24 protein-coding genes are annotated in these 23,750 nt (G+C 70.3%); 20 read left to right on the forward strand and 4 right to left on the reverse strand.

Annotation, left to right across the window (positions count from 1 at the left end; translation table 11 throughout):
* Positions 1 to 41: 41 nt before the first annotated feature.
* From ACIQFZ_RS01380 to ACIQFZ_RS01390, 3 genes are all read right to left on the reverse strand, one after another.
* Positions 42 to 437, reverse strand: a complete 396-nt coding sequence (locus tag ACIQFZ_RS01380) for a hypothetical protein (protein ID WP_402690453.1) — start codon at positions 435 to 437, stop codon at positions 42 to 44.
* A 28-nt stretch (positions 438 to 465) separates the two neighbouring features.
* Positions 466 to 1,029: a hypothetical protein gene (locus ACIQFZ_RS01385; protein WP_365434995.1), complete on the reverse strand. Its 564-nt coding sequence runs from the start codon at positions 1,027 to 1,029 to the stop codon at positions 466 to 468.
* Between the two features lie 316 nt (positions 1,030 to 1,345).
* On the reverse strand, positions 1,346 to 2,908 hold the full coding sequence (locus tag ACIQFZ_RS01390; protein ID WP_402690359.1) for a hypothetical protein: 1,563 nt from the start codon (positions 2,906 to 2,908) through the stop codon (positions 1,346 to 1,348).
* 360 nt (positions 2,909 to 3,268) lie between these two features.
* Here ACIQFZ_RS01390 and ACIQFZ_RS01395 point away from each other — a divergent pair, with 360 nt between their 5' ends.
* The 16 genes from ACIQFZ_RS01395 to ACIQFZ_RS01470 all read left to right on the forward strand — a co-directional run bounded on the left by ACIQFZ_RS01395 (position 3,269) and on the right by ACIQFZ_RS01470 (position 18,171).
* The gene (locus ACIQFZ_RS01395; RefSeq protein ID WP_402690454.1) at positions 3,269 to 4,078 is read left to right on the forward strand and encodes a hypothetical protein; all 810 of its coding nucleotides are present in this window, start codon (positions 3,269 to 3,271) and stop codon (positions 4,076 to 4,078) included.
* A gap of 79 nt (positions 4,079 to 4,157) precedes the next feature.
* Positions 4,158 to 4,865, forward strand: coding sequence for a Flp pilus assembly protein CpaB (cpaB, locus tag ACIQFZ_RS01400; protein WP_402690360.1), 708 nt, complete (start codon positions 4,158 to 4,160; stop codon positions 4,863 to 4,865).
* A gap of 13 nt (positions 4,866 to 4,878) precedes the next feature.
* Entirely contained in the window at positions 4,879 to 6,132 is a 1,254-nt protein-coding gene (locus ACIQFZ_RS01405) for a CpaE family protein (RefSeq protein WP_402690361.1), read from the forward strand.
* Positions 6,129 to 6,545: a pilus assembly protein gene (locus ACIQFZ_RS01410; RefSeq protein ID WP_402690362.1), complete on the forward strand. Its 417-nt coding sequence runs from the start codon at positions 6,129 to 6,131 to the stop codon at positions 6,543 to 6,545. The genes ACIQFZ_RS01405 and ACIQFZ_RS01410 overlap by 4 nt, the downstream gene beginning before the upstream one ends.
* 1 nt (position 6,546) lies before the next feature.
* The gene (locus ACIQFZ_RS01415; RefSeq protein WP_365418155.1) at positions 6,547 to 6,915 is read left to right on the forward strand and encodes a TadE family protein; all 369 of its coding nucleotides are present in this window, start codon (positions 6,547 to 6,549) and stop codon (positions 6,913 to 6,915) included.
* 140 nt (positions 6,916 to 7,055) lie between these two features.
* Positions 7,056 to 8,393, forward strand: coding sequence for a CpaF family protein (locus ACIQFZ_RS01420; protein WP_365418158.1), 1,338 nt, complete (start codon positions 7,056 to 7,058; stop codon positions 8,391 to 8,393).
* Between the two features lie 11 nt (positions 8,394 to 8,404).
* A complete protein-coding gene (locus ACIQFZ_RS01425) occupies positions 8,405 to 9,346 on the forward strand; it encodes a type II secretion system F family protein (protein ID WP_402690363.1) in 942 nt (313 codons plus the stop codon).
* 27 nt (positions 9,347 to 9,373) lie between these two features.
* Positions 9,374 to 10,267, forward strand: a complete 894-nt coding sequence (locus ACIQFZ_RS01430; protein ID WP_365418163.1) for a DUF5936 domain-containing protein — start codon at positions 9,374 to 9,376, stop codon at positions 10,265 to 10,267.
* A 15-nt stretch (positions 10,268 to 10,282) separates the two neighbouring features.
* Positions 10,283 to 11,845 (forward strand): histidine kinase, encoded by a 1,563-nt coding sequence (locus ACIQFZ_RS01435; protein ID WP_402690364.1) that lies wholly within the window; start codon positions 10,283 to 10,285, stop codon positions 11,843 to 11,845.
* A 50-nt stretch (positions 11,846 to 11,895) separates the two neighbouring features.
* Entirely contained in the window at positions 11,896 to 12,735 is an 840-nt protein-coding gene (locus ACIQFZ_RS01440; RefSeq protein WP_402690365.1) for a response regulator, read from the forward strand.
* A gap of 148 nt (positions 12,736 to 12,883) precedes the next feature.
* Entirely contained in the window at positions 12,884 to 13,105 is a 222-nt protein-coding gene (locus ACIQFZ_RS01445; RefSeq protein ID WP_384090927.1) for a Flp family type IVb pilin, read from the forward strand.
* Positions 13,102 to 13,704, forward strand: a complete 603-nt coding sequence (locus ACIQFZ_RS01450) for a pilus assembly protein TadG-related protein (protein ID WP_402690366.1) — start codon at positions 13,102 to 13,104, stop codon at positions 13,702 to 13,704. The genes ACIQFZ_RS01445 and ACIQFZ_RS01450 overlap by 4 nt, the downstream gene beginning before the upstream one ends.
* Positions 13,705 to 13,738: 34 nt before the next feature.
* Positions 13,739 to 14,314, forward strand: a complete 576-nt coding sequence (locus ACIQFZ_RS01455) for a hypothetical protein (RefSeq protein ID WP_402690367.1) — start codon at positions 13,739 to 13,741, stop codon at positions 14,312 to 14,314.
* 11 nt (positions 14,315 to 14,325) lie between these two features.
* On the forward strand, positions 14,326 to 14,952 hold the full coding sequence (locus tag ACIQFZ_RS01460) for an OmpA family protein (RefSeq protein ID WP_402690368.1): 627 nt from the start codon (positions 14,326 to 14,328) through the stop codon (positions 14,950 to 14,952).
* A gap of 196 nt (positions 14,953 to 15,148) precedes the next feature.
* Positions 15,149 to 17,308, forward strand: coding sequence for a hypothetical protein (locus ACIQFZ_RS01465; RefSeq protein ID WP_402690369.1), 2,160 nt, complete (start codon positions 15,149 to 15,151; stop codon positions 17,306 to 17,308).
* On the forward strand, positions 17,305 to 18,171 hold the full coding sequence (locus ACIQFZ_RS01470; protein ID WP_365418185.1) for a hypothetical protein: 867 nt from the start codon (positions 17,305 to 17,307) through the stop codon (positions 18,169 to 18,171). Before ACIQFZ_RS01465 ends, ACIQFZ_RS01470 begins: the two co-directional genes overlap by 4 nt.
* A gap of 23 nt (positions 18,172 to 18,194) precedes the next feature.
* Here the strand turns inward: ACIQFZ_RS01470 and ACIQFZ_RS01475 are convergent, their stop codons facing one another.
* On the reverse strand, positions 18,195 to 18,560 hold the full coding sequence (locus tag ACIQFZ_RS01475) for a DUF192 domain-containing protein (RefSeq protein WP_365774032.1): 366 nt from the start codon (positions 18,558 to 18,560) through the stop codon (positions 18,195 to 18,197).
* 85 nt (positions 18,561 to 18,645) lie between these two features.
* Between ACIQFZ_RS01475 and ACIQFZ_RS01480 the strand changes: the two genes are divergently transcribed.
* From ACIQFZ_RS01480 to ACIQFZ_RS01495, 4 genes are all read left to right on the forward strand, one after another.
* The gene (locus ACIQFZ_RS01480; RefSeq protein ID WP_383130651.1) at positions 18,646 to 19,428 is read left to right on the forward strand and encodes a prepilin peptidase; all 783 of its coding nucleotides are present in this window, start codon (positions 18,646 to 18,648) and stop codon (positions 19,426 to 19,428) included.
* Positions 19,429 to 19,517: 89 nt separating this feature from the next.
* Entirely contained in the window at positions 19,518 to 20,312 is a 795-nt protein-coding gene (locus ACIQFZ_RS01485) for a methyltransferase domain-containing protein (RefSeq protein ID WP_365418193.1), read from the forward strand.
* 705 nt (positions 20,313 to 21,017) lie between these two features.
* Positions 21,018 to 21,791, forward strand: a complete 774-nt coding sequence (locus tag ACIQFZ_RS01490) for an isoprenyl transferase (protein WP_361413139.1) — start codon at positions 21,018 to 21,020, stop codon at positions 21,789 to 21,791.
* A gap of 340 nt (positions 21,792 to 22,131) precedes the next feature.
* Positions 22,132 to 23,457 (forward strand): PhoH family protein, encoded by a 1,326-nt coding sequence (locus ACIQFZ_RS01495; protein WP_365418196.1) that lies wholly within the window; start codon positions 22,132 to 22,134, stop codon positions 23,455 to 23,457.
* The last annotated feature ends 293 nt before the right edge of the window (positions 23,458 to 23,750 follow it).

Raw genomic sequence — 23,750 nt, forward strand, 5'->3', positions numbered from 1 at the left:
CAAAGTCGCTTCCGGTTCAACAGCTTTGTCCGGCACTCCCGTTACGACTGCGCCTCCTCCTGCCACCGCTCCAGCAGCAGGCCCAGCGAGCACCCCGCCAGCAGCACCCCGGTCGACATCCACATCGCCGGGGACGACAGTCCCGCTCGCTCCCAGTGCAGCGACACCGTCAGCAGTTGCGCCGCCGCCGGCACCGCGCACGCCGCCACCGCGTGCCGCGCGGGGATCTCCCGCCACGGCGCCGGATGCACCCGCGCCGCGGTCCAGGTCGCCAGCACGACGCACACCAGGTTCGGCAGGTGGACCAGTGCCAGCGCGGCGCCGAACGAGCCCACGCCCCGCGGGCTGACCAGATTCCCGTACAGCAACGTCATCTGCACGTACTCGGTGACGACGAGCACCACCACGCCCACCGCCCAGGCCCGGACCAGCGGCATCACCGGAGCCGTGCCTCCGTCCCCACCACTAGTGCACCCGCACCGAGTCGACGATCCCGCGCAGGTCCGCGGAGGACAGCGCGCCCCGCGCCGCGTCGATCCGGATCGCGAAGGTCCGGTCGGTGGAGTCCAGGCCCGTCAGGATCACGCCCCGGATCGGCGTGCCCTTGGGCGGGTCGCCGTCCTCGCCGGTCGAGTCGAAGGTGAAGTCGATCCGCTTGGCCCGGTCCGTGCCGGTCAGCTTCACGTCCTTCTCGCCCTCCACCTTCGCTCCCATCCGGATCCCGGCCTCGGCGGCGATGGCGGCCTGCTCGGCGGAGTCGGCCCGGGTGAAGTCCAGTTGCACGGTGATGATCGAGACCGTCCGCCCCGACTCCTCGCGTACGGCCGCCGCCGCGTTGTACTTGCTGCGCTCGGCCGCGCTCTGCTCGACGTAGCCCCCGGAGCCCGCGGGATACGACACGGAGACGCCCTTCGTGCTCAGCGTGCCCCAGCCGTTCGGCACGGAGGCGGAGCCCGCGTCGCCCTTGCCGCAGCCCGTGAGGGCGGCCGCGGCAGCGATCAGGCCCGCGATCAGCAGTCGTGTCCTCATCGGCGTACCAGCCCTCCTGTCGGCGAGATCACGGGAAACGTCCGAGGACGCCTTCGGCTTCAGCCGGGGGACGAATTGGACTCCTGCGGAGCGGGGCAGGGAAGGGGGTTTCGTCCAAAAGGTGAAAGACCGCCCAGATGGTCGGGTAGGCTGAGCGCCGTGCGCTGCGAGAGCCAAGCACGCACAACTCCTTTGTCTTGAATGGGCAACCGGGCAGGTTCCGTCCCGGCTGGTGCTGAGAGCGTCAGACTCGTTCGCTCGCTGAGCGAATGAGCTGCTTGAGCCAGGAATCCCCCTGCTTCAGCTGAGGGAGGGTTCAATTGGCACAGTAGCTGTAGGGGACGTAGGACCGGCGGTCTCCGTTCGGAGCGCCGAGGAACCGGGCGTCCGTGAGGGTCTCCGCCTTCTGCTCGGTGCTGACCGACAGGCCGAGGCTGAGCCCGAGGTTCAATTCGAAGCCGTACTCGGCGGCGTTCACCTGGCCCGTGTACGTCATCCTGCTGGACGTGCCCCTGTCGAAGACCAGTTGGCCGAAGGGGTCGTCGGCGCCCGGCCGCCGGGTCGGCGCGTGGTCGTCGAACATGTACTGGAAGGGCGTCACCAGTTGCTCGTTGGTGCTGCTCAGCCACTGCTCGGCGACGGCTCTCTCCTGGTCTCCGGCGGGACCGGGGTCGAAGCTCAGGGAGGTGGTGACGACCTCGATGCCGGTGGAGCTGTCGGTGCCCTTCCCGCTCACCCCGCCGCTGCGCTCGTCCTTGCCCGACTTGCCGTTGCCCCCGCCGATTCTGGCGCTGTCCTTCTGGCCGCCCTGCTCGACGGTCCGGGTCATGTTGACGCCGACCAGCTTGCCGGTGGACTTGTCGTAGGTGACGGTGATGGTTCCGGTCTGGGTGGTGGAGGCCGAGGCGTCGCCCTTGATCGGGCCCGCCTCGTAACTCGCCTTGGTGCCGTACTCGATCGACGAGGAGTACGTGTACGACTTGGTGTTCTTGTAGGCGTTGTCGGTCCAGGTGATCTCGGGGGAGTACTTGAAGTTGCCGCCGAGCGCGGCGCTGAGCTTCTTGTCGTCGCCCGCCGAGATCTTCAGGCCGGCCGCCGCGGAGGCCTCCAGGCCCACCTTGCCGTAGGTGATCTTCCGGTTGTCGCCCAGCGCCTTCTTCACCCGGTTCTCCGTGTCCTCCTCGTCCTTGAGGGGACCGGTGCCGAAGAGGTAGAGGATGCTGTCGCCGAGGCTCGCGTCCGCACCGCCCGGCGACTGGCGCCGCATCTGGTACATCTGGAGCTTCTCGACGTCGTCGCGGAACCGGCGCGCCTCCTCGGGGCTCTCGAACACCCAGGTGTCGCCGTTGGTCACCTTGACCCCGGCGCCCAGCTCCACCTTGTCGGTGCCGACCTTCCCCATCTTCAGCCCGGGCTTGAAGTCCTTCTTGGCGCCGACGGACGCCGCGTCCGTGAAGGTGAGGTAGACCAGCTCGTCCTGGTCGTCGACCTTGCCGTCGTGGTTGACGTCCGTGTGTGCCCTGACGTGCTGCTCCTGGAAGCCGTACTCCTTGCCGATCTCCCAGAACAGGATCTTCGCCTTGGAGCCCGCCTTGTCGCTGACCGTCGAGACCTGGCACAGCGCCGGCTCGAAGTCGGCGTCGGTCAGGGCCCGGTCGTCCCCCTGCGAGCTTCCGCCGCCGCAGTCCGAGCCGCCGGTGACCTTGCAGATCTCGGCGGCGATCCCGTTGTACACGGCCTGGCCGATGCTGGTGGCGCCGATGCCGAGCACGACGGCGACGACGACCACGACCATGCCGAGGTACTCGGTGGCGGTCGCGCCCGAGTCGTCGTACCCGTACGTTCTCCGGCATGTCCGTCTGCCGCCCCCGCGAGCCATGCGGCACCCCTCCTCGCACACTGGCAAGCGCCATTCCGGTCGGCGAGCGTAGGTGCGGGCGGCTTCGGGCGGCGTGGGCCCGCGGGCCCAAACCCGGGCCCACAGTCAACGAGTTGCGGCCGGTCCATGCATGTGGGTCGGGTCGGGATGCTCAGCCTGCCCCGGTTTGAAATGACTTGTTCGAGGAGAGTTGCCGGCCAGGTACAGAATCGCTGTTCTCCGGTCACAGGGGCGTGGATACAGTGCTGAGGTAGTCACGCAGTGAAGTCAACTCGGTGTGCCGGACGACCGCCGGCGGGCCGACAGGCGTCTAACGGGGAGCTGCGCGTGTCCACTGCCATTGCTGTGACGAGTGCCGACATGGCGCTGCCCGCGCAGGACGAACGGACCGTGCCCGCCGTCGTCCTGAAGGACCTGGACCAGCAGCCGCTGGAGCAGACGCTTGACGCCATGAGGGCCCTGATCGACCACCACGGCCACGTCGTCGTGGTGTGCTCGGACGCCGTCCCCGGCGGTGTGGAACGGCGGCTGCACACCGTCCGCTCGCTGCTGGAGAGCGACCGCATCGCCCTGTTCCGGCCCGATCTGCCGCCGCTCGGACTCGCCGTCCTCGCCCGCCAGTTGCGCCAGCTTGCCTCCTGCGACCTCAGCCCCGGCGTGCTCGCCTCGGCCGGCCGGCTGCTCACCCACTACATCCACGCCGGCGCCGTCCTGGGCTCGGTCGCCCGCCTCGACCGCGTTCCCGTCGGTCTGAAGGCGCACGCCAAGTCCTGGGTTCCGGGCAGCCAGTTCGGCGTGATCGCCCACCCGGAACCGCAGCTCGTCCGGATCGGTCCCGAAGCGACCCTGACCGGGCCGGACTTCGGCAGCTGGATGCTGCTCGCCAAGGGCCAGCTCCAATCCGACTGGGTCGGCTCCACCCTCGCCCCCGCCTGGAACGCGCTGGGGCTGCGGGAGGCCGACCTGCCGACCGAGTCCGCCACCTGGTGGGGCACCGGCAAGCTGATCGAGTTCTGCACCTACCTGCCCGACCTTTCGGTGCTCTACCAACTGGTCACCTCGGTACGCCAGGGTGTGTGCCACTGGTGCGGCATCGACGTCATCGGAGACCGCTGCGTCTTCTGCTCGGCCACCCCACCCGTCCCCGAGAGCCGGACACCCACCGGATGAGTCCCTGAACCACCGGCACCACCGTCATTCGATTCCGCTCGACTTCGCCGACCGATATCCCAATGAGGTTGCACGGTTCATGAACTCCCGTCAGCGCCGCGGCGTGATACTCCTGATCCTGTCCGTCATCTGCGCCCTCGCCGCGTTCGCGGGCGTGCTCTCCGTCATCAGCGACGTCAAGTCCAAGGTCGGCCCCGAGGTCGCCGCCTACCAGATGCGCACCGACGTGGCGCCGTACACGACGTTGAGCACGGGCCAGTTCGAGAAGGTCAAGATGCCCAAGCGGTGGCTGTCGCCGAACGCCGTCACCGACCTCGGGCAGATCCAGGGCAAGATCGCGGTCACCACACTGCGCAAGGGCTCCCTGCTCCAGAGCGACATGATCGTGAACCAGCCCGCCCTGCAACCCGGGCAGCAGGAGGTCGCCATCATGATCGACGCGGCGACCGGCGTGGCCGGCAAGATCACACCGGGCTCCACGGTCAACGTCTACGCCACCTTCGGCGGACAGCGCCAGGGCGACCCCGCCCAGTCCAAGATCATCGTGACCAACGCCAAGGTCCTCGACGTCGGCAGGATCACCGCGCTCCAGCCGAACGCCGACAACCGGGCCCAGCAGCCCACCGACGCCGTCCCCATCACCTTCGCGCTGTCCACCATCGACGCCCAGCGCATCACCTACGCCGAGTCGTTCGCCCAGCGGGTCCGGCTCGCGCTGGTCGCTCCCGGCAGCGACACCAGCGTCCCGGCCAAGGACCGGACCTACGAACTCGCGAACGACAAGTGAGAGGCCGGCAGGCATGACCACCAGGATCCTCCCGGCCGTCGGCGACGCCGACGCGGCCCGGTCCATCACCACCCTGCTCAGCCAGCTCCCCGACGCCGAGCCGGTGGCCCCGGTCGCCGACTCCACCCAGCTCATCGACACCCTGGCGCGCCTGGCCGCCGAGTCCGTCGACGAACTGCCCGAGATCGTGGTGGTGCACGAGCGGATCGGCCCGGTCCCGGCCCTGGAACTGATCCGCGAAGTGGCCCTGCGCTTCCCGGCGGTCGGCGTCATCCTCATCACCTCCGACGCGAGCCCCGGCCTGTTCTCGGCCGCGATGGACTCGGGCGCCCGGGGACTGGTGGCCCTTCCCCTGAGCTACGAGGAACTGGTCAGCCGCGTACAGGCGGTTGCCCAGTGGTCGGTGGGCGTACGGCGTCATCTGGGCCACGGCGGGGACGTGTTCACCGGGGCCGGCGGCCGGGTGGTGACGGTCAGCGGGGCCAAGGGCGGGGTGGGCGCCACCCTCACGGCGATACAGCTCGCCCTCGCCGCCCAGGCCTCCGGTCGCGGCACGGCCCTGGTCGACATGGACCTCCAGTCCGGTGACGTCGCCTCCTTCCTGGACGTCCAGTTCCGCCGCTCGGTCGTCGACCTCGCCTCCATCACCGACATGTCCCCGCGCGTCCTGGCCGACGCCGTCTTCCGCCACGACAGCGGTCTTGCGCTGCTGCTCGCCCCCGGCGAGGGCGAGCGTGGCGAGGAGGTCACCGACCGGGCCGCCCGTCAGATCGTCAGCGCGCTGCGGTCCCGCTACGAGATCGTCGTCCTGGACTGCGGCGCCCAGATGAGCGGGGCGAGCGCGGCGGCCGTCGAGATGGCCGACACCGCGCTGCTCCTGACCACTCCGGACGTGGTCGCGGTGCGCGCGGCCAAGCGGACCGTACGGATGTGGGACCGGTTGCAGATCCGCAAGGCCGAGGAGACGACCGTCGTCGTCAACCGCCACACCCGGGGGACCGAGATCCAGCCGCCGCTCATCCAGAAGATCACCGGCACACCGGTGGCGGGCACGGCGATCCCCGCGGGCTTCAAGGAGCTCCAGGGCGCGGTGGACGCCGGCCGCATCCACGAACTGGAGAGCAAGAGCACGGTCAAACAGGCGCTGTGGGGGCTCGCCGGCGAACTGGGCCTCGTCAAGGCACCCGAGGGCGACCGCAAGGGCGGGCGGCTGCGGGGCGACCGGGGGTCGGTGAGTTTCCGGCGCCGCAGGGAGGCAGGGGGATGATCGTGCGGGCAGGCACAGGGAAGAGGCCGTCGGCCGGGCGGCTGCGCTCGGACAGCGGGCAGGTCGCCGTCGAGCTGCTCGGCATGACGCCCACGATCCTCATCACGCTGGTGCTGCTGTGGCAGTGCGTGCTGCTGGGGTACACGTACACGCTTGCGGGGAATGCTGCGGACGAGGCGGTACGGGCGGGGACGGCGGCCGATCGCGGCGCCAGGGACGCCGCCTGCCGACAGGCCGGCCTCGACAAGCTGTCGGCCGCGTGGCGAAGGGGGGCTGAGGTGGGCTGTGAGACGAGCAACGGCTACGTACGGGCGCACGTCGGCCTCAAGGTGCCCGTGCTCTTCCCCGGCACGATCGACTTCCCGTTCACGGTCACGGGGCACGCCGGCGCCGTCGAGGAGGTGACGAACTGACATGCCGTACGAGGGCGTACGCCGCGACCGCCGCCACGACCGTGGCCAAGTCGCCATCGAGTACCTGGGGTTCATCCCGATCCTGATGCTGCTCGCCATGGCCGTCATCCAGATCGGCCTGATCGCCTACACGGCCCAGCAGGCCGGCACGGCCGCCCGAGCGGGGGCGCGCGCGGCCTCGCTCCGGCAGGGAGCCGAGCAGGCCTGCGCGAACGCGGTCAGCGGCTGGCTGGCGGACGGCACCAGTTGCCCGGCCTCGTACGGCGGCAAGGAGGTCACCGTCACCGCAGGCGTCGACATCCCCTCGATCGTCCCCGGCTGGAACTTCGGCCGGGCCCACAAGACCGCCACCATGCCGCTCGACCACTGAGACCGCTGGACGACTGAGACCAAATGGACCAGTGAGACCGCTCGACCACTGAGACCGCTGGACCACCGACCAGGACCGGCCCGACAGCACCGACCAGGATTCGACTCGACCACCGACCAGGAGCGAGGAGCACCGGACCCATGAGCCTCCGCGCACGCATCAACTCCCCGGAGGAGAAAGGCAGCCGGGGCGAGGACGGCCACCTCGTCGCCTCCTACCGGGCCAAGCTCCTGGAGGAGATCGACCTCGCGGAGATGAGCTCGCTGGCCGCCGCCGAGCGCCGGGCGCGGCTGGAGCGGGTGCTCGGGCACATCATCAGCCGGGAGGGCCCGGTCCTGTCGACCGTGGAGCGCTCTCAGCTGATCCGCCGGGTCGTCGACGAGGCCCTGGGCCTGGGCATCCTCGAACCCCTCCTCGAGGACGCCTCCATCACCGAGATCATGGTGAACGGACCCGACGCGATCTTCGTCGAGCGCGGCGGACGGGTCGAACAGCTGCCCATCCGCTTCGCCTCCGACGACCAGCTGATGCAGACCATCGAGCGGATCGTCTCCACGGTCAACCGCCGCGTGGACGAGTCGAACCCGATGGTCGACGCCCGCCTGCCCTCCGGTGAGCGCGTCAACGTCATCATCCCGCCGCTCTCGCTCACCGGCCCCACGCTGACCATCCGCCGCTTCCCGCGCTCCTTCACCCTCCAGGAGCTGATCGGCTTCGGCTCGCTCGACGAGCACATGCTGTACCTGCTGGCCGGCCTGGTGCAGGCGAAGTTCAACGTCATCGTCTCCGGAGCCACCGGCACCGGGAAGACGACCCTCCTCAACGCCCTGTCCGGGCTGATCCCCGACGGCGAGCGCATCATCACCATCGAGGACTCCGCCGAACTCCAGCTCCAGCAGACGCACGTGATCCGGCTGGAGTCCCGGCCGCCGAACGTGGAGGGCCGCGGCCAGGTCACCATCCGCGACCTGGTGCGCAACTCGCTGCGCATGCGCCCCGACCGCATCGTCGTCGGTGAGGTCCGCGGCGGCGAGTCGCTCGACATGCTCCAGGCGATGTCGACCGGCCACGACGGCTCGCTCGCCACCGTGCACGCCAACAGCGCCGAGGACGCGCTGATGCGCCTGCAGACCCTCGCCTCCATGTCCGACGTGGAGATCCCCTTCGTCGCCCTGCACGACCAGATCAACAGCGCCGTCGACGTGATCGTCCAGCTCACCCGCTTCGCCGACGGGGCCCGCCGCGTGACCGAGATCGCCCTGCTCGACAGCCACGGCAGCGAGCCGTACCGGCTGGCCACCGTGGCCCGTTTCGCCGCGCAGCCGATGGCGGCCGACGGCCGGATCTACGGCGCCTTCGAGTACCACCCGCTGCCACGCCGCACCGCCGACCGCCTCTACATGGCGAGCCAGCCCATCCCCCAGGCCTTCGGCGTCGCCCAGTCCGCTGACCAGCTGGCCACCCGAGAAGCCAGGTAGGAACCGTCCCCATGGATCTGAGCACCCTCGTCACCTTCACCACCGGCGTCACCCTGCTGACCTGCGTCCTGGCCGTCGCCGGCCTGCACGCCTACACCTCCGGCAAGGCCCAGCGTGCGGCCCTCGTCGACCGGCTCTCCCAGACCGGTCAGATCCCGGTCGGCCGCCGGCGCCGCTTCCCCAACCTCGACCGCCGACTGCGCCGTACGAAACTCGGCCGCAGGCTGGAGCTGAGGCTCGCCGCGACCGGCCTGGACGTCACCCCGGGCGAGTTCTTCGTCTACATGCTCGCCACCGTGGCCGCCCTCTGGCTGATCGGCCAGGCCTCCCTGGCCCCCTTCTTCGGCCCGTTGGCCGGGCTGCTCGGCATCTGGGCGGCGGTGCAGTTCCTCAACTGGCAGCGTCAGAAGCGCATCGAGAAGTTCATCAACCAACTCCCCGAACTGGCCCGCATCCTGGCCAACGCCACGCAGGCGGGCCTGGCCCTGCGTACCGCGATCGGCATGGCGGCGGAGGAGCTGGAGGCCCCGGCGGGCGAGGAACTGGCCAAGGTGGCCCATCAGTTGGCCCTCGGCGCGTCGATGGACGACGCACTGGCGGAGCTCACGGACCGCCTGCCCTCACGGGAGCTGGTCGTCCTCGTCACCACCCTGGTCCTGTCCAACCGGGCCGGCGGCCAGGTGGTGAGCGCCCTGCGCAACCTCACCGAGACCCTGGAGGAGCGCAAGGAGACCCGCCGAGAGGTCCGCACCCAGCTCTCCCAGGTCAACATGACCTCCTACGCGGTCCCGGTGCTGGGCGTCGGCGCGCTGTTCCTCATGAACGGCGTCAAGGCCGGCGCCCTCGACCGCATGACCGCCTCCCCGATCGGCCAGGGCGCGGTGATCATCGCCTTCGCGCTCTACGCCGTCGGCTTCGTCCTCATCCGCCGCATGTCCCGCATCGACGTCTAGCCGGGTTCCCGGAAGGAGGGAAGAGGGATGGCACTGCTGCTCGCACTCGTGATGGGCCTCGGCGTCTGGGGCGTCTTCGCCGGCATCCGCATGTACCGCGCCGACGCCCGGCTGCCCGACGACCTGGCGCTGGCCCTGGAGGTGGGCTCCACCCGCACCGGCGCGGTGGACTCCCTCGTCGACCGCCTCGGCATGCGCTACGCCCCCGCCGTGCTGCGCCTGATGGGCCCCAAGAGGGTGGCCAGGTACCGCCGCAAGATCGACCTGGCGGGCAACCCCGGCGGCCTCACGATCGACCGCTACGCGGCCCGGCGCGCGGTCTACGGCTTCCTGGGGGGCCTCGGCGGACTGGTGTTCCTCATGCGCGGCCAGCTCTTCATGGCCCTGCTCCTGCTCGCCTTCGGCGCCTTCTGGACCGAGGTCGGCATCTGGTCGGCCATCCGCATCCGCAAGGACGTGATCGAGCGGACGCTGCCGGACTTCCTCGACGTGCTCGCGGTCGTGGTGAGCGCGGGCCTCGGCTTCCGCCAGGCCCTGGACCGCGTCGCCGACAAGTACGAGGGCCCCTGGGCGGACGAACTGCGCATCACCCTGCGCCAGATGGACCTCGGCATGAGCCGCCGTCAGGCCTTCGCGGAGCTGCGGCGCAGGAACGACTCCGAACAGGTCGCCATGTTCGTGACGGCGTTGCAGCAGGGCGAGGAACTGGGCGCCCCGATCGTCGACACCCTCGTCTCCCTGGCCAAGGACATGCGCCGCACCGACGCGCAGAACGCCCGCCGCAAGGCCGCCCGCGCGGTCCCCAAGGCCACCATGATGATCACCACGTTCATGGTCCCGGCCACGATGATCCTCCTCGGCGCGGGCCTGATCCTCGGCTCGGGCGTGGACTTCGGCTCCCTCACGGGTACGGGCGAGTAGGGGGGCGACGAGGACATGGCGACGACGGAGGAACGCACCGGGCTGCTGCGCCGCCGCCCGAGGATCCCCGAGATCACCACCCCTCCGGCGGGCACGGTCCTCCCGGCCCACGTCCGCACGGGCGCGCCGGACATCCCGGTGACGTCGGTGACGCCGGCGTTGCCGCCGGGGTGGGAGCCGGCGAAGCCGCCGGGTGGACGGATTGCACCCGACGGCGCAGGCCGCCCATCGGGGCCGCCTGCACCCGGCGGCGATGCCCGCACGAGTGGTGCAGGCGGGAACCACATACCGGTCGAAGGCGAAGCCGAGGCCGAAGTCCCCGCGCAGCTCCCGCAGGGATCCGCCCCGGAGCCGGAAAGACTGCAGATCAGCGCGCTGCAAGCGATGTGCCGCTATGTCTTCGCCTTCCGCCTCGCGATGATCGCCCTCTCCGCCCCGGTCGCCCTTCTCAACGCCGCCCCCGGCCTGGCCACCCGCCTGGTCAGCGCCGCGGTCGTCGTCACCTTCATGGGCTCGTACGTCCTGTTCCGGGACTGGGAACGCTTCGGCCCCCTGCTCCTGCGGCATCCCACTCTCCTCGCCCTGGACACCCTCTTCGGCGCCCTCCTCCTGATCGCGGCGGGCCCGGACAGCACGCTGGCCTACGTCAGCGTCTGCACCCCCCTGCTCGCCGGTCTCGTCTACGGCTGGCGCGGCGCTGGTCTGTTCGCCTCGCTCCAGTCGCTGATCCTGCTCGTCGTCTCCACCAGCTCCAAGGAACTGTCCCCGGACCTGGCCCAGGCCACCCTCCTCCCCGGCCTGTGCGTCATCGCGGGGGCCGCCGGAGTCACCCTGCGCAACCTGCTCCTCCGCTTCGGCGAGGCCACCCAGGCCCTGACCACGGTCCAGGCCCGCCTCGCGGTCACGGAGGCGGTCGGTGCCGAACGGGCCCGCCTGGCCCGTGAGATGCACGACTCGGTGGCGAAGACCCTGCACGGCGTGGCCATGGCCGCCGACGGCCTGGCAGGCTCGACGGGCGCCGACCGCATGGACCCGGCTCTGGTGAAGCAGCAGGCGGAACTGGTGGCCCGCTCGGCCCGCCGGGCGGCCGCCGAGGCCCGCGAACTGCTGACCGACCTGCGCCGCGAGAACGACCCGGACCACGGCACCGACGTACTCGTAGAACTCGCCGCCCGAACCCGGGACTTCGCGTCCCGGACCGGTCTGTCCGCCGCCTACCGCCCGATCGGCGAGCCCGGCGTGCCGCCGGTGCCGCCGGCCGTGGCCCGCCAGCTCCTGACCATCGCCTCGGAGGCGATGGAGAACGCCCACCGCCACGCGGAGCCCACCCACGTCGAGGTGCGCGCGGGCGTCCACGGCGACCTGCTGCGCATCAGCGTGTACGACGACGGCCGCGGACTGCCGCCCGGCACCAGCCTCGAACAACTGCGCCGCGCCGGCCACTTCGGCCTGGTCGGCATGGTCGAGCGGGCGGCCTCGGTCGGCGCCCGCATCCGTATCGGCCGCGGCGCCCACCCCAAGGGAACGGAGGTCCGCCTCGAACTGCCCCTGGGAGCCCTGACGACACCGACCGTATGACCGTCCGACCATCCATCCCTGCTCCACGAACCAGAGAGGAGGCCGCCGCCGTGCCGGACCAGACGACTCCCAACCCCTTCGAGGGTTTCCCACAGCCCGCACCTGCCGTGCCCCTGCGCGTCGTCGTGGCCGACGACAACCCCGTGGTCCGCGCCGGCCTGACGGCCCTGCTCTCCGGCCGCGCGGACATCACGGTGGTGGCCGAGGCCGCCGACGGCCGCGCCGCCTGGGAGGCCGCCCAGCAGCACCGTCCCGACGTCGTCCTGCTCGACGTCCGCATGCCCGGCGTGGACGGCCTCTCCGCGCTGCCGTACCTGGTCCGGATCGCCCCGGTCATGATGCTGACCTACAGCAGCGAGTCGGAGATCGTCCAGGAGGCCCTGCGCCGGGGTGCGGGCGGCTACCTGGTCCACGGCGAGTTCACGGCCGACCAACTCGTCACCGCCGTACGTGACATCAAGGAGGGCAGGCCCCACTTCACTCCTACGGCGGCGGGCGCCCTGGTGGCCCGACTGCGCCGGGACCAGCCGGTGGAGGGTGCGATTGCACACGATCACACCTTCCCAGCGTCCCATGAATCAGCCACTTCCACCCAGCATCTTTCGCAGTTGCAACCGGATGTGGGACAGTCTTCGTCTGGGTGGACAGGTGGCCGTCCGGCCGCCGTCGACAGGTCGAGGTTCCAACTCAGCGCGAGGGAGGCGGAGATCATGGACCTCATCGCGTCCGGCATGACCAACCAGCAGATCGCCGCCACCTGCTTCATCAGCGAGAAGACCGTCAAGAACCACATCAACCGCATCTTCGCCAAGCTGCACAGCACCAGCCGCTCCGAGGCCGCCGCCAAGTGGCTGGGGACGGCCCCGGGTTCGTCGCGAGGGCTGGGGTGAAGCGTGATGACGACGGTACGGGGGAAGCGGGGCTGGGTCTCTCTTTGGGCCCGGGATTGGGCCCGGGGACCCTCTGGCGGACGGGGTGTTCCGGCATACGTTTCCGGTGTCGCAAGCGGCACCGAGACCGAACCCGGAGGGGAACACCATGAGCGACCTGATGCTGAAGACCGCGGTCCGCGTGAACGGCTGGAAGAACACCACGGTCGAGGCGATGCAGCGCCGCGCCGGCGACAGGGGGCAGACCGCGGTCGAGTACCTGGGCATCATCGCGGTGGTGGTGGCGATCGTGCTGGCGATCACGGGGACCAGCATCGGCTCGACGATCCTCGAGAAGATCACCGGGCTGATCGACAAGGTCGGCAATTGACGCGACCTCGTCCGTACGGCGACGCAGGGCAGGCCTTCCCCATCTACATCACGGTGGTGGGGGGCCTGCTCTTTCTTGCTCTCGCTTATTTCGCGGTCGGTCAGGCAACGGTGAACCGGAGCGGTGCACAGACGGCGGCCGACGCGGCGGCACTCGCGGCGGCCCAGGACACCCGGGACCAACTCGCGGGCGAGTGGGCGAAGGATGTCCTCGACCCGGACAAGTGGCAGAACATTTTCGACGGCTACGGTCAGGGGCTCCAGCCGTCGTGTTGGCGGGCCTATCAACTGGCCCAGCAGAACCACGCCCATGTGCTGGACTGCGGGACGAGCAGTCTGCTGGCTTACACGGTCAGAGTCGAGACCAACAAGCCCATGGGGAAATCGGTCGTTCCCATCACCGCGAGCAAACACTCGAAGGCACGTGCCAGGGCTGTGATTGAGCCGCTCTGTACCTTCAAACCCTTGGCGGCAGACGCCGGGACCGATGTTTTGCCACGCCTCACCTGCAAGAACAACAGGTACTGGGATCTGGACCCGAAGCACCTCACCGACCTCCCGGAGCCCCGAGACCTTTTCAACGTCCATCTGGCCGACTGAAAAGCGAATGACGAGAGAAGAAGGAAGCAGAGCGATGAGCACTCGGTTCACTGCGAAGGCCCGCAGGGGGATGGTCGCGTTGGCTGTGGCGGCGGGGTTGGCCATCGGTGCGGCCGGTTGCGGCGGTGGTGACGACAAGAAGCCGGATGCGTCGGCGTCCGCATCCAAGGGCGGCGGATCCAAACCGAGTGCTCAGGAGGGGCAGTCAGAGACTCCCTTGGCGGAACTGAAGGGGCCGGACGGACTGCTCCTCCAGGTGGTTTCCGCGAACCGTGACTCCGGCGGTTTCGTCACCGTAAACGGAAACCTGAAGAACGACAGCGGCAAGACCGTTGTGGTTCCGGTTTCTGTCAGGGGGGACGAGACAGAGATCCTCAAGCACGGAACCTCGCTCGGTGGCGCCACACTGGTGGACTCCCAGGGCAGGAAGCGCTACTACGTGTTGCGTGATACCGACGGGCGGCCTCTCACCACGACTGACCTCACCACTGTGAAGTCGGGCCAAACCATCCCCGTCTTCATGCAGTTCCCGTCCCCACCGTCGAACACCGCCGAAGTCACGCTGCAACTGCCCACCTTCTCCAGCGGCACTATCGAGATCTCTGGCTGAGGCGGCCCGACATGACCCACACCCGTCTCACCCTGACCCTCACAGCCGCCGGCGTCATGGTCGCCGCGAACCTCTACGGTGCCGTGGCGGCTCGCGCGGACAGTGGCCCCAGTGTGCCCCCGGGCACCGAGCCCTCCGCCTCCGCCCCCGTGAAGGTCGACCCGAGCGACCCCGACCTCAAACTGCCCGAGGGGGCCACCCTCGCGGCACCCAAGGTGCTGGACATCAAGTCGGTGGTCGAGGAGCAGGGCGGTGAGGAACGCCGTGAGGACACCAACACGGACGTGACGTTCGCCCTCCAGGCCGAGGTGCTCTTCGCCAAGGACAGCGCGAAGCTGAGCGACCAGGCGAAGGCCCGGATCGACACGATCGCGCAAGAGATCAAGAAGCAGAAGGCGAGCCAGGTCCGCGTCTTCGGCTTCACGGACAACCTCGGCACCCACGCGCACGGCGTGGTCCTGTCCAAGCAGCGCGCCAACGCCGTCCAGGACGTCCTCTCCCAGGAGCTGAACGACCCGAACATCACCTTCGACGTACGCGGTTACGCCGAGCAGTACCCCATCGCGGACAACTCCACGGAGGACGGCCGCAAGAAGAACCGCCGAGTGGAGGTCACGTTCCCCCGCAACCAGAACTGACGGCGTGCGCCGCCAGTCGCAGGTGCCGAGCGAACTCGCCGCCTGTGACTGCGGTTTAACCCGTGCGTACCCGGCGTGAGCGGGCCGCGCTGCCCAAGCGCTGATTGGGTGTCCGTTTGGGTCTCCGGGCCCATGCTGGGCGGGTGGTCGTTCCCTAACCTCGGGCGGAGTTGTGCGCCAACCGGGGGGAGGGCACATGCCACGGTCGCTGTCGGCGGCGTTGGTGCTCGTGCACGCACTGTTCGTTGCCACCGTGCTCGGCGGGATCGGTCTGCTGCTGACGGCCGGGTCGTACGGCGCCCTCGACGGCGGTGTCATCGCCCTCGTCGCGTACGCCGCCGCGCCCGGGGTGCTCGGCTGGTGGCTCGCCCGGCGAAGCTGGGAGGGCGGGGGCCGGATCCGGTGGGCGCTGATCGGCGTACAGGTGTGGCTGATCCTCGGGGGGCTCGCCAACCTCACCGGAGGTTCGGCCCGCGGCGGCATCCAGCTCTTCCTGCCCATCCTCATCCTCTACTTCCTGCTTCAGTCCGAGACCCGGCAGTGGTACGAACTCCCGGTACCGGCGCGGGCCGAGCGCCGTCCCTTCTCGTTCGCCCGGATGATCCGGTGGCGGCGGGGGGACGAAGGGCAGACCGCGGTCGAGTACGTGGGCCTGGTCGCGATCGTGGCCGCCATCGTGCTGGCACTGGTGTTCAGCGGTCTCGGCACGCAGATTTTCGTGAGCATCGAGGCCCAGGTCTGCAAGGTCGTCGGGACGGGCTGCGCGGCCCCGGCGGGCAACGGCACCGACACCCACGCCTCCGGCGACACCAGCGGCGGCACGACCGGTGGCGGTGCCGGCACCAGTGGCGACACCAGCGGCGGCGGTACGACCGGTGGTGGTACCGCGACCGGTGGCGACACCAGCGGTGGCAACACGACCGATGGCGGCACCACCACTGACGACGGCGACCAGACCACCGGCGGCGACCAAACCACCGAAGACACCCCGCCCACCGAAGACACCCCGCCCACCGAAGACACCCGCACCACCGAATCCGACAAGACCGACAACACCAGCAGCCCCGACGAGAAGAAGGACGACGGCTGTTTCTCCGGTTTCGGTGCCTTCTTCGGGTGTGCCGGGGATCAGCTCAAGCAGCTCGGTGAGGGGATCTTCGTCGACGGTGTCTGGGGGGACGTCACCGGGATCTGGGACATGGTCACGAACCCGAAGGACACCCTCAGCGGGATCGCCGACTACGGCAAGCAGCTCGGGCAGGACTGGCTGGAGGACTCCAAGGAAGCCGGGAAGAAGTGGTCGGACGGCGACTACTTCGGGGCCATCTGGGACTGGGGCGGGGCCTCGCTGAACACCGGCGGGACGGTTCTGTGGGACGTGTTCATCGGCGACGACGTGGCCGAGGACTGGAACAACGGCGAGAAGACCCGCGCCGTCTCCCACGTCGTCTGGAACATCGGCTCCCTCTTCATCCCCGGCTACGACATCGGCAAGGTCGTCGAGAAGGTGGGCGACCTCGGCAAACTCGGGAAGCTCGGCAAGCTGGGCAAGTTCGCGGAGCAGGCCGGCGAGGCGGCGGAGGACGCCAAGAAGGCGGCAAAGGCGGGTGACGTCGAGGGCGCCGAGCGGGCCGCGAAGAAGGCGGACGAGGCGGCCGACGAGGCCGAGCGGAAGGCACGCGAGTCCGGCTGCACGATCGCCGCACCCGACCGCCGGATCCCCTACGAGGGCGGCGGCGGCCTCGGCGGAGGCGCCGGCACCACCGTCCTCGCCGCGGGCGGTCCCCGTTACGTGATCCTCGCCGAGGGCCACTGCGACGAGGAGGCGAAGAAGGAGGCCGCCGAGGCCCGCAAGCAGGCGGACGAGGCGGACGAGGCCGCCGAGGACGCGCGGCGCGAGAGCGGCAGGCCGGCCAACGAGTGGCAGGCGGGGGACGACGTTCCCGGCCCGGCGCGCGGGAAGACGCTCAAGTTCCCCAACAAGCGTCACACGATCAGCGGAGCGTCGGGCGGTCAGGTCAAGGAGCGCAACACGGTGATCCTCAGGGGCAACGAGGACCTCGTACGCTCGGACATCGAGGGCATCGCCAAGGGCCGGGCGAACCTGTCGCCGGACGGGAACACCTACGAGATCAACGGCCGCAAGTACGAGGTGGAGGCCAACGGGACGGTCTTCCCCAAGTCCGGTCCGGGACTGGTCGAGCTGGACCGCATCGAGTACGCCGCCCTGAAGGAGATCGCGCGGAACAAGGGCGACCTGAGCAAGTCGCAGCAATTGCAGCGCGACCCCAAGTTCGTCAACAATCCCGCGAAGGTGCAGAAGGCCAAGGAGATCTACGACGGGACGTACCAGTGATCGCGAACCTCTTCACCGTCGCGGCGCCGGCGCCGGCCCGTCTTCGAGGGGCCCTGGCCGACCTGCTGGCGGTCCCGGAGGACGCGGTGGACGTGGCCGACGCGGACGGCGACCAGGAAGGGCGGCACTGGGAGGCTCCCGTGCTGTGCACCTACCGCCGGCTGCCGCCGGGTGACCTCGCCCTCGAACTGGACCTCACGGTGGAGGACGGCACCGCCGGACGCCTCACGGAGGGAGGGCTCGCGCAGGGCCTCGCGGCGAGGGCGGGTACTTCCGTGCTCCACCCTGCGGAGGTCGAACTGCCGAGTGCCTACTGGGTGGCGACGCCTGACGGTCGTTCGGTCAGGTGCCGCCTGGACGCGCTGGACGCCGAGGACGACACGGCGTACCGCGTCGAGGCGGTGGAGGAGCCGGTGGCGGATCTGCCGGACGCGGTGGTCGAGACGCTCCCGGAGATCCTGGACCGGGAGCCCGTCGACACGCCCCTGTCCGACGCCGTCCTCGCCGGGCGGCCCACGGGCCCGGTGGCGAGCGTCGAGGGACACCTGCACTACGGACTGCGGGTGTGGGAGAGGCTGTGCCGCAGACTGGAATCCGGGTGGCGGCCTTCGGGCCGCTACCGGGAGGACCTGTTCCGGCGTGACCTGGAGGCCCGGGACGACCTCGCGGACGTCGTCGGACATGTCGACGAGCCCGGCGCCGACGCGCTGCGGTCCGCCGTGGCCCGGCTCGACCTGATCTTCCGTGAGCACACCGAGGAAACACAGGAAACACAGGTCGCTCACCGCGCGGCGGACGACACGGCGGATGGGAAGGCGGACCGCTGGTGGTGGCACCGCCGTCCCCGGAACGTTCCGTGGTGACGCCCCCGCCGGGCCTCGGCCCCCTACTCGGTCTCCTCCACCGTCACCAGCACCCCCGCCCGCAGCCCCCACCCCGCCATCGCCCCGGCCTCCGCCTCCAGTACGTGGCGCGAGCGTGGGCGGGGCAGGCCCAGGCGGTTCGGCCTCATGGTGACGACGGTGAGGACGCGCAGGTCGCGGTCGAGGTAGGCGACGTCGATCGGGATGCGCATGCGGAAGGTGTGCACGCTGTTGGCGGGGGAGAGCAGGATCGCGCCGTCGACCGTGTCACGGCCCAGCAGGCCTTTGGTGCGGGCCCGGTAGGAGGTCGCCAGCTCCAGCGGGACCGTCACCGGTGCCGAACCGTGCACGATCAGCCTGCCCCGCCCGTCACGCCGGCGTCGTCCCATGCCGAGCCGCCCTCCCACCGAATCCTGTGCCCTGCCGACCGACCGTATCGGCGGGACGGTGGGCCCCGCATGGGTCCACGGGCCCATGCCCCGCGCGCACGCCGCGGCTAGGGTCCCCGGCGTGCGCGTACTTGTGACCGTCGTGGCCGCGCTGTGGGGTGCGGGGGCCGGGCTGCTGCTGCCCCGGGCCGCCCACCGGTTCTCGGTCGGCGCCGGGGAGGCGTGGAGCGCCCTGTGCCCCGGCGGGCATCCGATCACCGGCGCGTTCGGGGGCTGGGTGGGCCGGGCCCGCTGCACGGGCGCGGTGGCCGGATGCGGACCGTACGGGCCGCGCGCCCGGGCCGTGGCCGTCGTGACCGCGCTCGTCTGCGCCGCGCTCGCCGCCGCCACCGGCCCCCGCCCCGAGCTGGCGGTCTGGCTGCTCGCCGCGCCGGTCGGCGTGCTGCTGGCGCTCGTCGACCACCGCGTGCACCGGCTCCCGGACGTGCTGACGCTGCCGCTGGCCGCCGCGACCGTCGCCCTGCTCGGTGCCGCTGCCGCGCTGCCCGGCGCCGCGGGCTCCTGGCCCACCGCCCTGCTCGGCGGACTCGCCCTCGGCGCCGCGTACTTCGTGCTGTTCCTCGTCAACCCGGCCGGCATGGGCTTCGGCGACGTCAAACTCGCCCTGGCGCTCGGCGCGGCCCTCGGCTGGTACGGCTGGCCGGTTCTCGTCGTCGGCGCCTTCGCCGGGCTGCTCTACGGCGCCGGCTACGGACTGGGTCTGGTGGTGCTGCGCCGGGCGGGCCGCAAGTCGGCCATCGCACTGGGGCCGTTCATGCTCGGCGGGGCCCTGACCGGGCTGCTGCTGGGGGCGTTCGCGGTGGCGTGAGGGGTGGGGCGGGCGGAGAGGACGTCCGAGGAGGTGCGCGCCCGTATATGGGAGGCGGCGGGGGGCCGGTTTCGGGGACGATCACCTGTATGGCAGACCGTCAGCACCGTCCCGCCCGCTCTTTCGAGGACCTCGTCGCGGAGGGGGCCGCCGTTCCCACCGAGGGCTGGGACTTCTCGTGGTTCGCGGGCCGGGCCACCGAAGAGCGGCCCTCCTGGGGGTACGCCGTCTCGATGGCCGCCCGGCTGGCCCGGGCCCGCGCCGTGCTCGACGTGCAGACCGGCGGCGGGGAGGTCCTCGACTTCGCGCTCGGCCGGGCCGGGGCCGCGCCCGCGCTGCTCGCCGCCACCGAGGGCTGGCCGCCGAACGTGGCCGGGGCCACCGCACTGCTCCGCCCGCGTGGCGTCGTGGTCGTCGATTCCCCGGAGGACGCGCCGCTGCCGTTCGCCGACGGCGCTTTCGACCTCGTCGTCAGCCGGCACCCCGTACGCCCGCACTGGGCGGAGATCGCCCGCGTCCTGGAACCCGGCGGGACGTACTTCGCGCAGCACGTCGGGCCCGGCAGCGTCTTCGAACTCGTCGAGTACTTCCTCGGGCCCCAGCCGGAGGAGTCGCGCGCCGCCCGCCACCCCGACCGCGAGAGCGCGGACGCGCGGGCGGCCGGTCTGGAGGTCGTCGACCTGCGCGCGGAACGCCTGCGCATGGAGTTCCACGACATCGCCGCCGTCGTGCACTTCCTGCGCAAGGTGGTCTGGATGGTCCCCGGGTTCACCGTCGAGGCGTACGAGCCCCGGCTGCGGGCGCTGCACGAACGGATCGAGGCGCGGGGTCCGTTCGTGGCGTACAGCACCCGCCACCTCTTCGAGGCCCGCAGACCGAGGTGAAACACCCACAATGGGGCGCCTGTTCCCACATCGTTACCGCCCGCCCCTCGCGTCACCCATTTCGCCGCACGTAAAGTTCAGACCAAGGGAATTCGCGTGAGCAAAGCCACGCGGTCGGCGCCGCGTGGTGGAGGGGGCTGCGCGGTGCCGCAGTCCCTGATGGCGGTATCCGCCCGGCCCGGAGGCCGGTGCGGGGCGGGTGCCGTCGGCGTCAAGCGGGCGTTCGCGGCCGGGTCGCCCAGGGGAGGGATCCGGGGGCAACACGCCGTGCGACCCCAAAGGGCCGAGCCTCTTCGGTTCTCGTCGGATCCCGTCCGTTTCGCCGCTGATTCCGTCGTGATTCGGCCATGATCAAGCGCGGAATGACGGATTCCGGCGCTCCGGTGCGATCCCCATGCGTCGCCGCACGACTTCGGAGAGTAATTTTGTCGCGTCTGAGCACACACCAGCCCTTACGAAGGGTTATGGTGGAAACCCCCCCTCGGGCCGGTCCGTCTCCCCCCCCACGGACCGGCCCGTTTTCTTTGGGAGTCGCGAGGTCCGCGTCTGATACACCAGGGCGCGCACAGTGCCCTGTTGAGGGACGCTGGAAACGCCGGGGGTAGGCTTCGCCCCCGGGGACCGCCATACGGACCAGGCCGCCGCACGGACAGGGAACGCCCCCGGCCGCGCCTGTCCGATCCATACGGAGGGGCTGACGAACACGTGAACCTGCGCGACAAGCTGCGCGGCCTGCTGGTCAGGCTGTACGCACGCCGGGTGGAGGGCCACCTGGACCCCGCTCAGGTGCCCAAGCACATCGGCGTCATCATGGACGGCAACCGGCGCTGGGCGAAGGCCGCCGGTTCCACCACCGCTCAGGGCCACCGGGCCGGCGCGGACAAGATCGAGGAGTTCCTCGGCTGGTGCACCGAGGCGGACGTCGAGGTCGTCACGCTCTGGCTGCTCTCCACGGACAACTTCGACCGGCCCCAGGAAGAGCTCGTCCCGCTCCTCGGCATCATCGAGGACGTCGTGCGCACCCTGGCCGCCGACGGCCGCTGGCGCGTTCACCACGTCGGCACCATGGACCTGCTGCCGCCGGTCATGCAGGCCACCCTCAAGGAGGCCGAGGAGGCCACCGCCCACGTCGACGGAATAGTCGTCAACGTCGCCATCGGCTACGGCGGCCGGCAGGAGATCGCCGACGCCGTGCGCTCCATGCTCCTCGACGCCCACGACCGGGGCACCTCCATGGAGGACCTCGCCGAGTCCGTCGACGTCGAGATGATCGGCCGCCACCTGTACACCAAGGCCCAGCCCGACCCGGACCTGGTCATCCGTACCAGCGGGGAGCAGCGGCTGTCCGGATTCATGCTCTGGCAGACGGCGCACTCCGAGTACTACTTCTGCGAGGTCTTCTGGCCGGCCTTCCGCAAGGTCGACTTCCTGCGCGCGCTGCGCGACTACGCGGCCCGCCACCGCCGCTACGGCGGCTGAGCACATACCCCTTCCGCCACCCGGGTGCCACCTCTTCACGAGGGGTTCATTCGTGCGTCGTTCTACGTATTTGCATGGCGGCGCATCTTCGAGGGCATAAGGCAAACAGGTCGACACCCGAACCACGGGCGTCGGATCTCAGCGGACGGCTCGGGGCCGTCCGCCCGGGAGGCCCTTTGTACGAGCCCGACCGTGCGGTCACGGCATGGACGAAGACGTGGAGGGCCGGTTTTCGGCCCGCCGTGCGCGGGGGCCGTCGACCGGTCGGCTTCCTCCCGCCCGCCCAGCCCGGCCTCCATCTCGTCGCTCCCCGACCTCATCCGAGGGGGTACGTCCTTCCGTGGTGACCAGCACAAAGCGCCACAAGCCAGACCGGCGCACCTACGTTCTCGACACCAGCGTCCTGCTGGCGGACCCGAAAGCCCTGACCCGCTTCGACGAGCACGAGGTCGTGCTCCCGATCGTCGTGGTCACGGAACTGGAGGCCAAGCGGCACCATCCCGAACTCGGCTACTTCGCCCGGCAGGCCCTGCGTCTGCTGGACGACTACCGGGTCCGGCACGGTCGCCTCGACGCCCCCATCCCGATCGGGGACCTCGGCGGAACGGTCCGGGTCGAGCTCAACCACTCGGACCCCAGCGTGCTGCCCACCGGCTACCGCCTGGGGGACAACGACTCCCGCATCCTCGCGGTCGCCCGCAACCTGCAGGCGGAAGGGTACGACGTCACCGTCGTCTCGAAGGACCTGCCGCTGCGCATCAAGGCGTCCTCCGTCGGCCTGCTGGCCGAGGAGTACCGCGCGGAACTCGCCATCACCGACTCCTCCGGCTGGACCGGGATGTCCGAACTCACCCTGCCGGGTGAACAGGTGGACATCCTCTTCGAGGAGGGGCACCTCCACGTCCCGGAGGCGGCCGACCTGCCCGTGCACACCGGTCTGACGATCCAGTCCGAGCGGGGCAAGGCACTGGGCCGCGTCACACCCGAGGGCGGCGTCCGCCTGGTGCGCGGCGACCGGGAGGCGTTCGGCATCAAGGGGCGCAGCGCGGAGCAGCGGATCGCGCTGGATCTGCTGCTCGATCCGGACGTCGGGATCGTGTCGATGGGCGGCCGGGCCGGCACCGGCAAGTCGGCGCTGGCCCTGTGCGCGGGCCTGGAGGCGGTCATGGAGCGCCGTCAGCACCAGAAGGTGATGGTCTTCCGTCCGCTGTACGCCGTCGGCGGCCAGGAGCTCGGCTATCTGCCGGGCACCGAGGCGGAGAAGATGAACCCGTGGGCGCAGGCGGTCTTCGACACGCTGTCGGCGGTCACGTCCCGGGAGGTCATCGAGGAGGTCACCGCGCGCGGGATGCTGGAGGTCCTGCCGCTCACTCACATCCGCGGCCGGTCGCTGCACGACGCGTTCGTGATCGTGGACGAGGCCCAGTCGCTGGAGCGGAACGTCCTGCTGACCGTTCTGTCCCGGATCGGGGCCAATTCGCGGGTGGTTCTGACCCATGACGTGGCACAGCGGGACAATCTGCGGGTCGGTCGCTACGACGGTGTCGTCGCCGTCGTGGAGAAGCTGAAGGGTCACCCGCTCTTCGCGCACGTGACACTGACCCGGTCCGAGAGGTCCCAGATCGCGGCCCTTGTGACCGAAATGCTGGAGGACGGGCACATCTGATCGAATTCACGCACCTGGATGTGGTGGTGCGGGAGTTGGCGCCGTCCGGCAAAGGCCTGAGCCTAGCCGGGCGGCGTCCGCATGTGCGGGCATTTGGAGAAATCCCTTGGGCCGAATGGTGTGTGAGCTTTCACACGCAACTCGGAATTGCCTTGCGGCGCCGGATTACGGCAGAGTCTCACTCCTGTCAGGCCCCGCATACGACACAGCTGTACCCCCTGGGGGGCACCTCCCAGGCGTTAAGCCCTTGGGCAGGTACAGCAACACCTGAGCAGCACGCTTCAACTCCATAG

Origin of the sequence: Streptomyces sp. NPDC093064 (genome assembly GCF_044754605.1) — a bacterium.
Classification (GTDB): domain Bacteria; phylum Actinomycetota; class Actinomycetes; order Streptomycetales; family Streptomycetaceae; genus Streptomyces.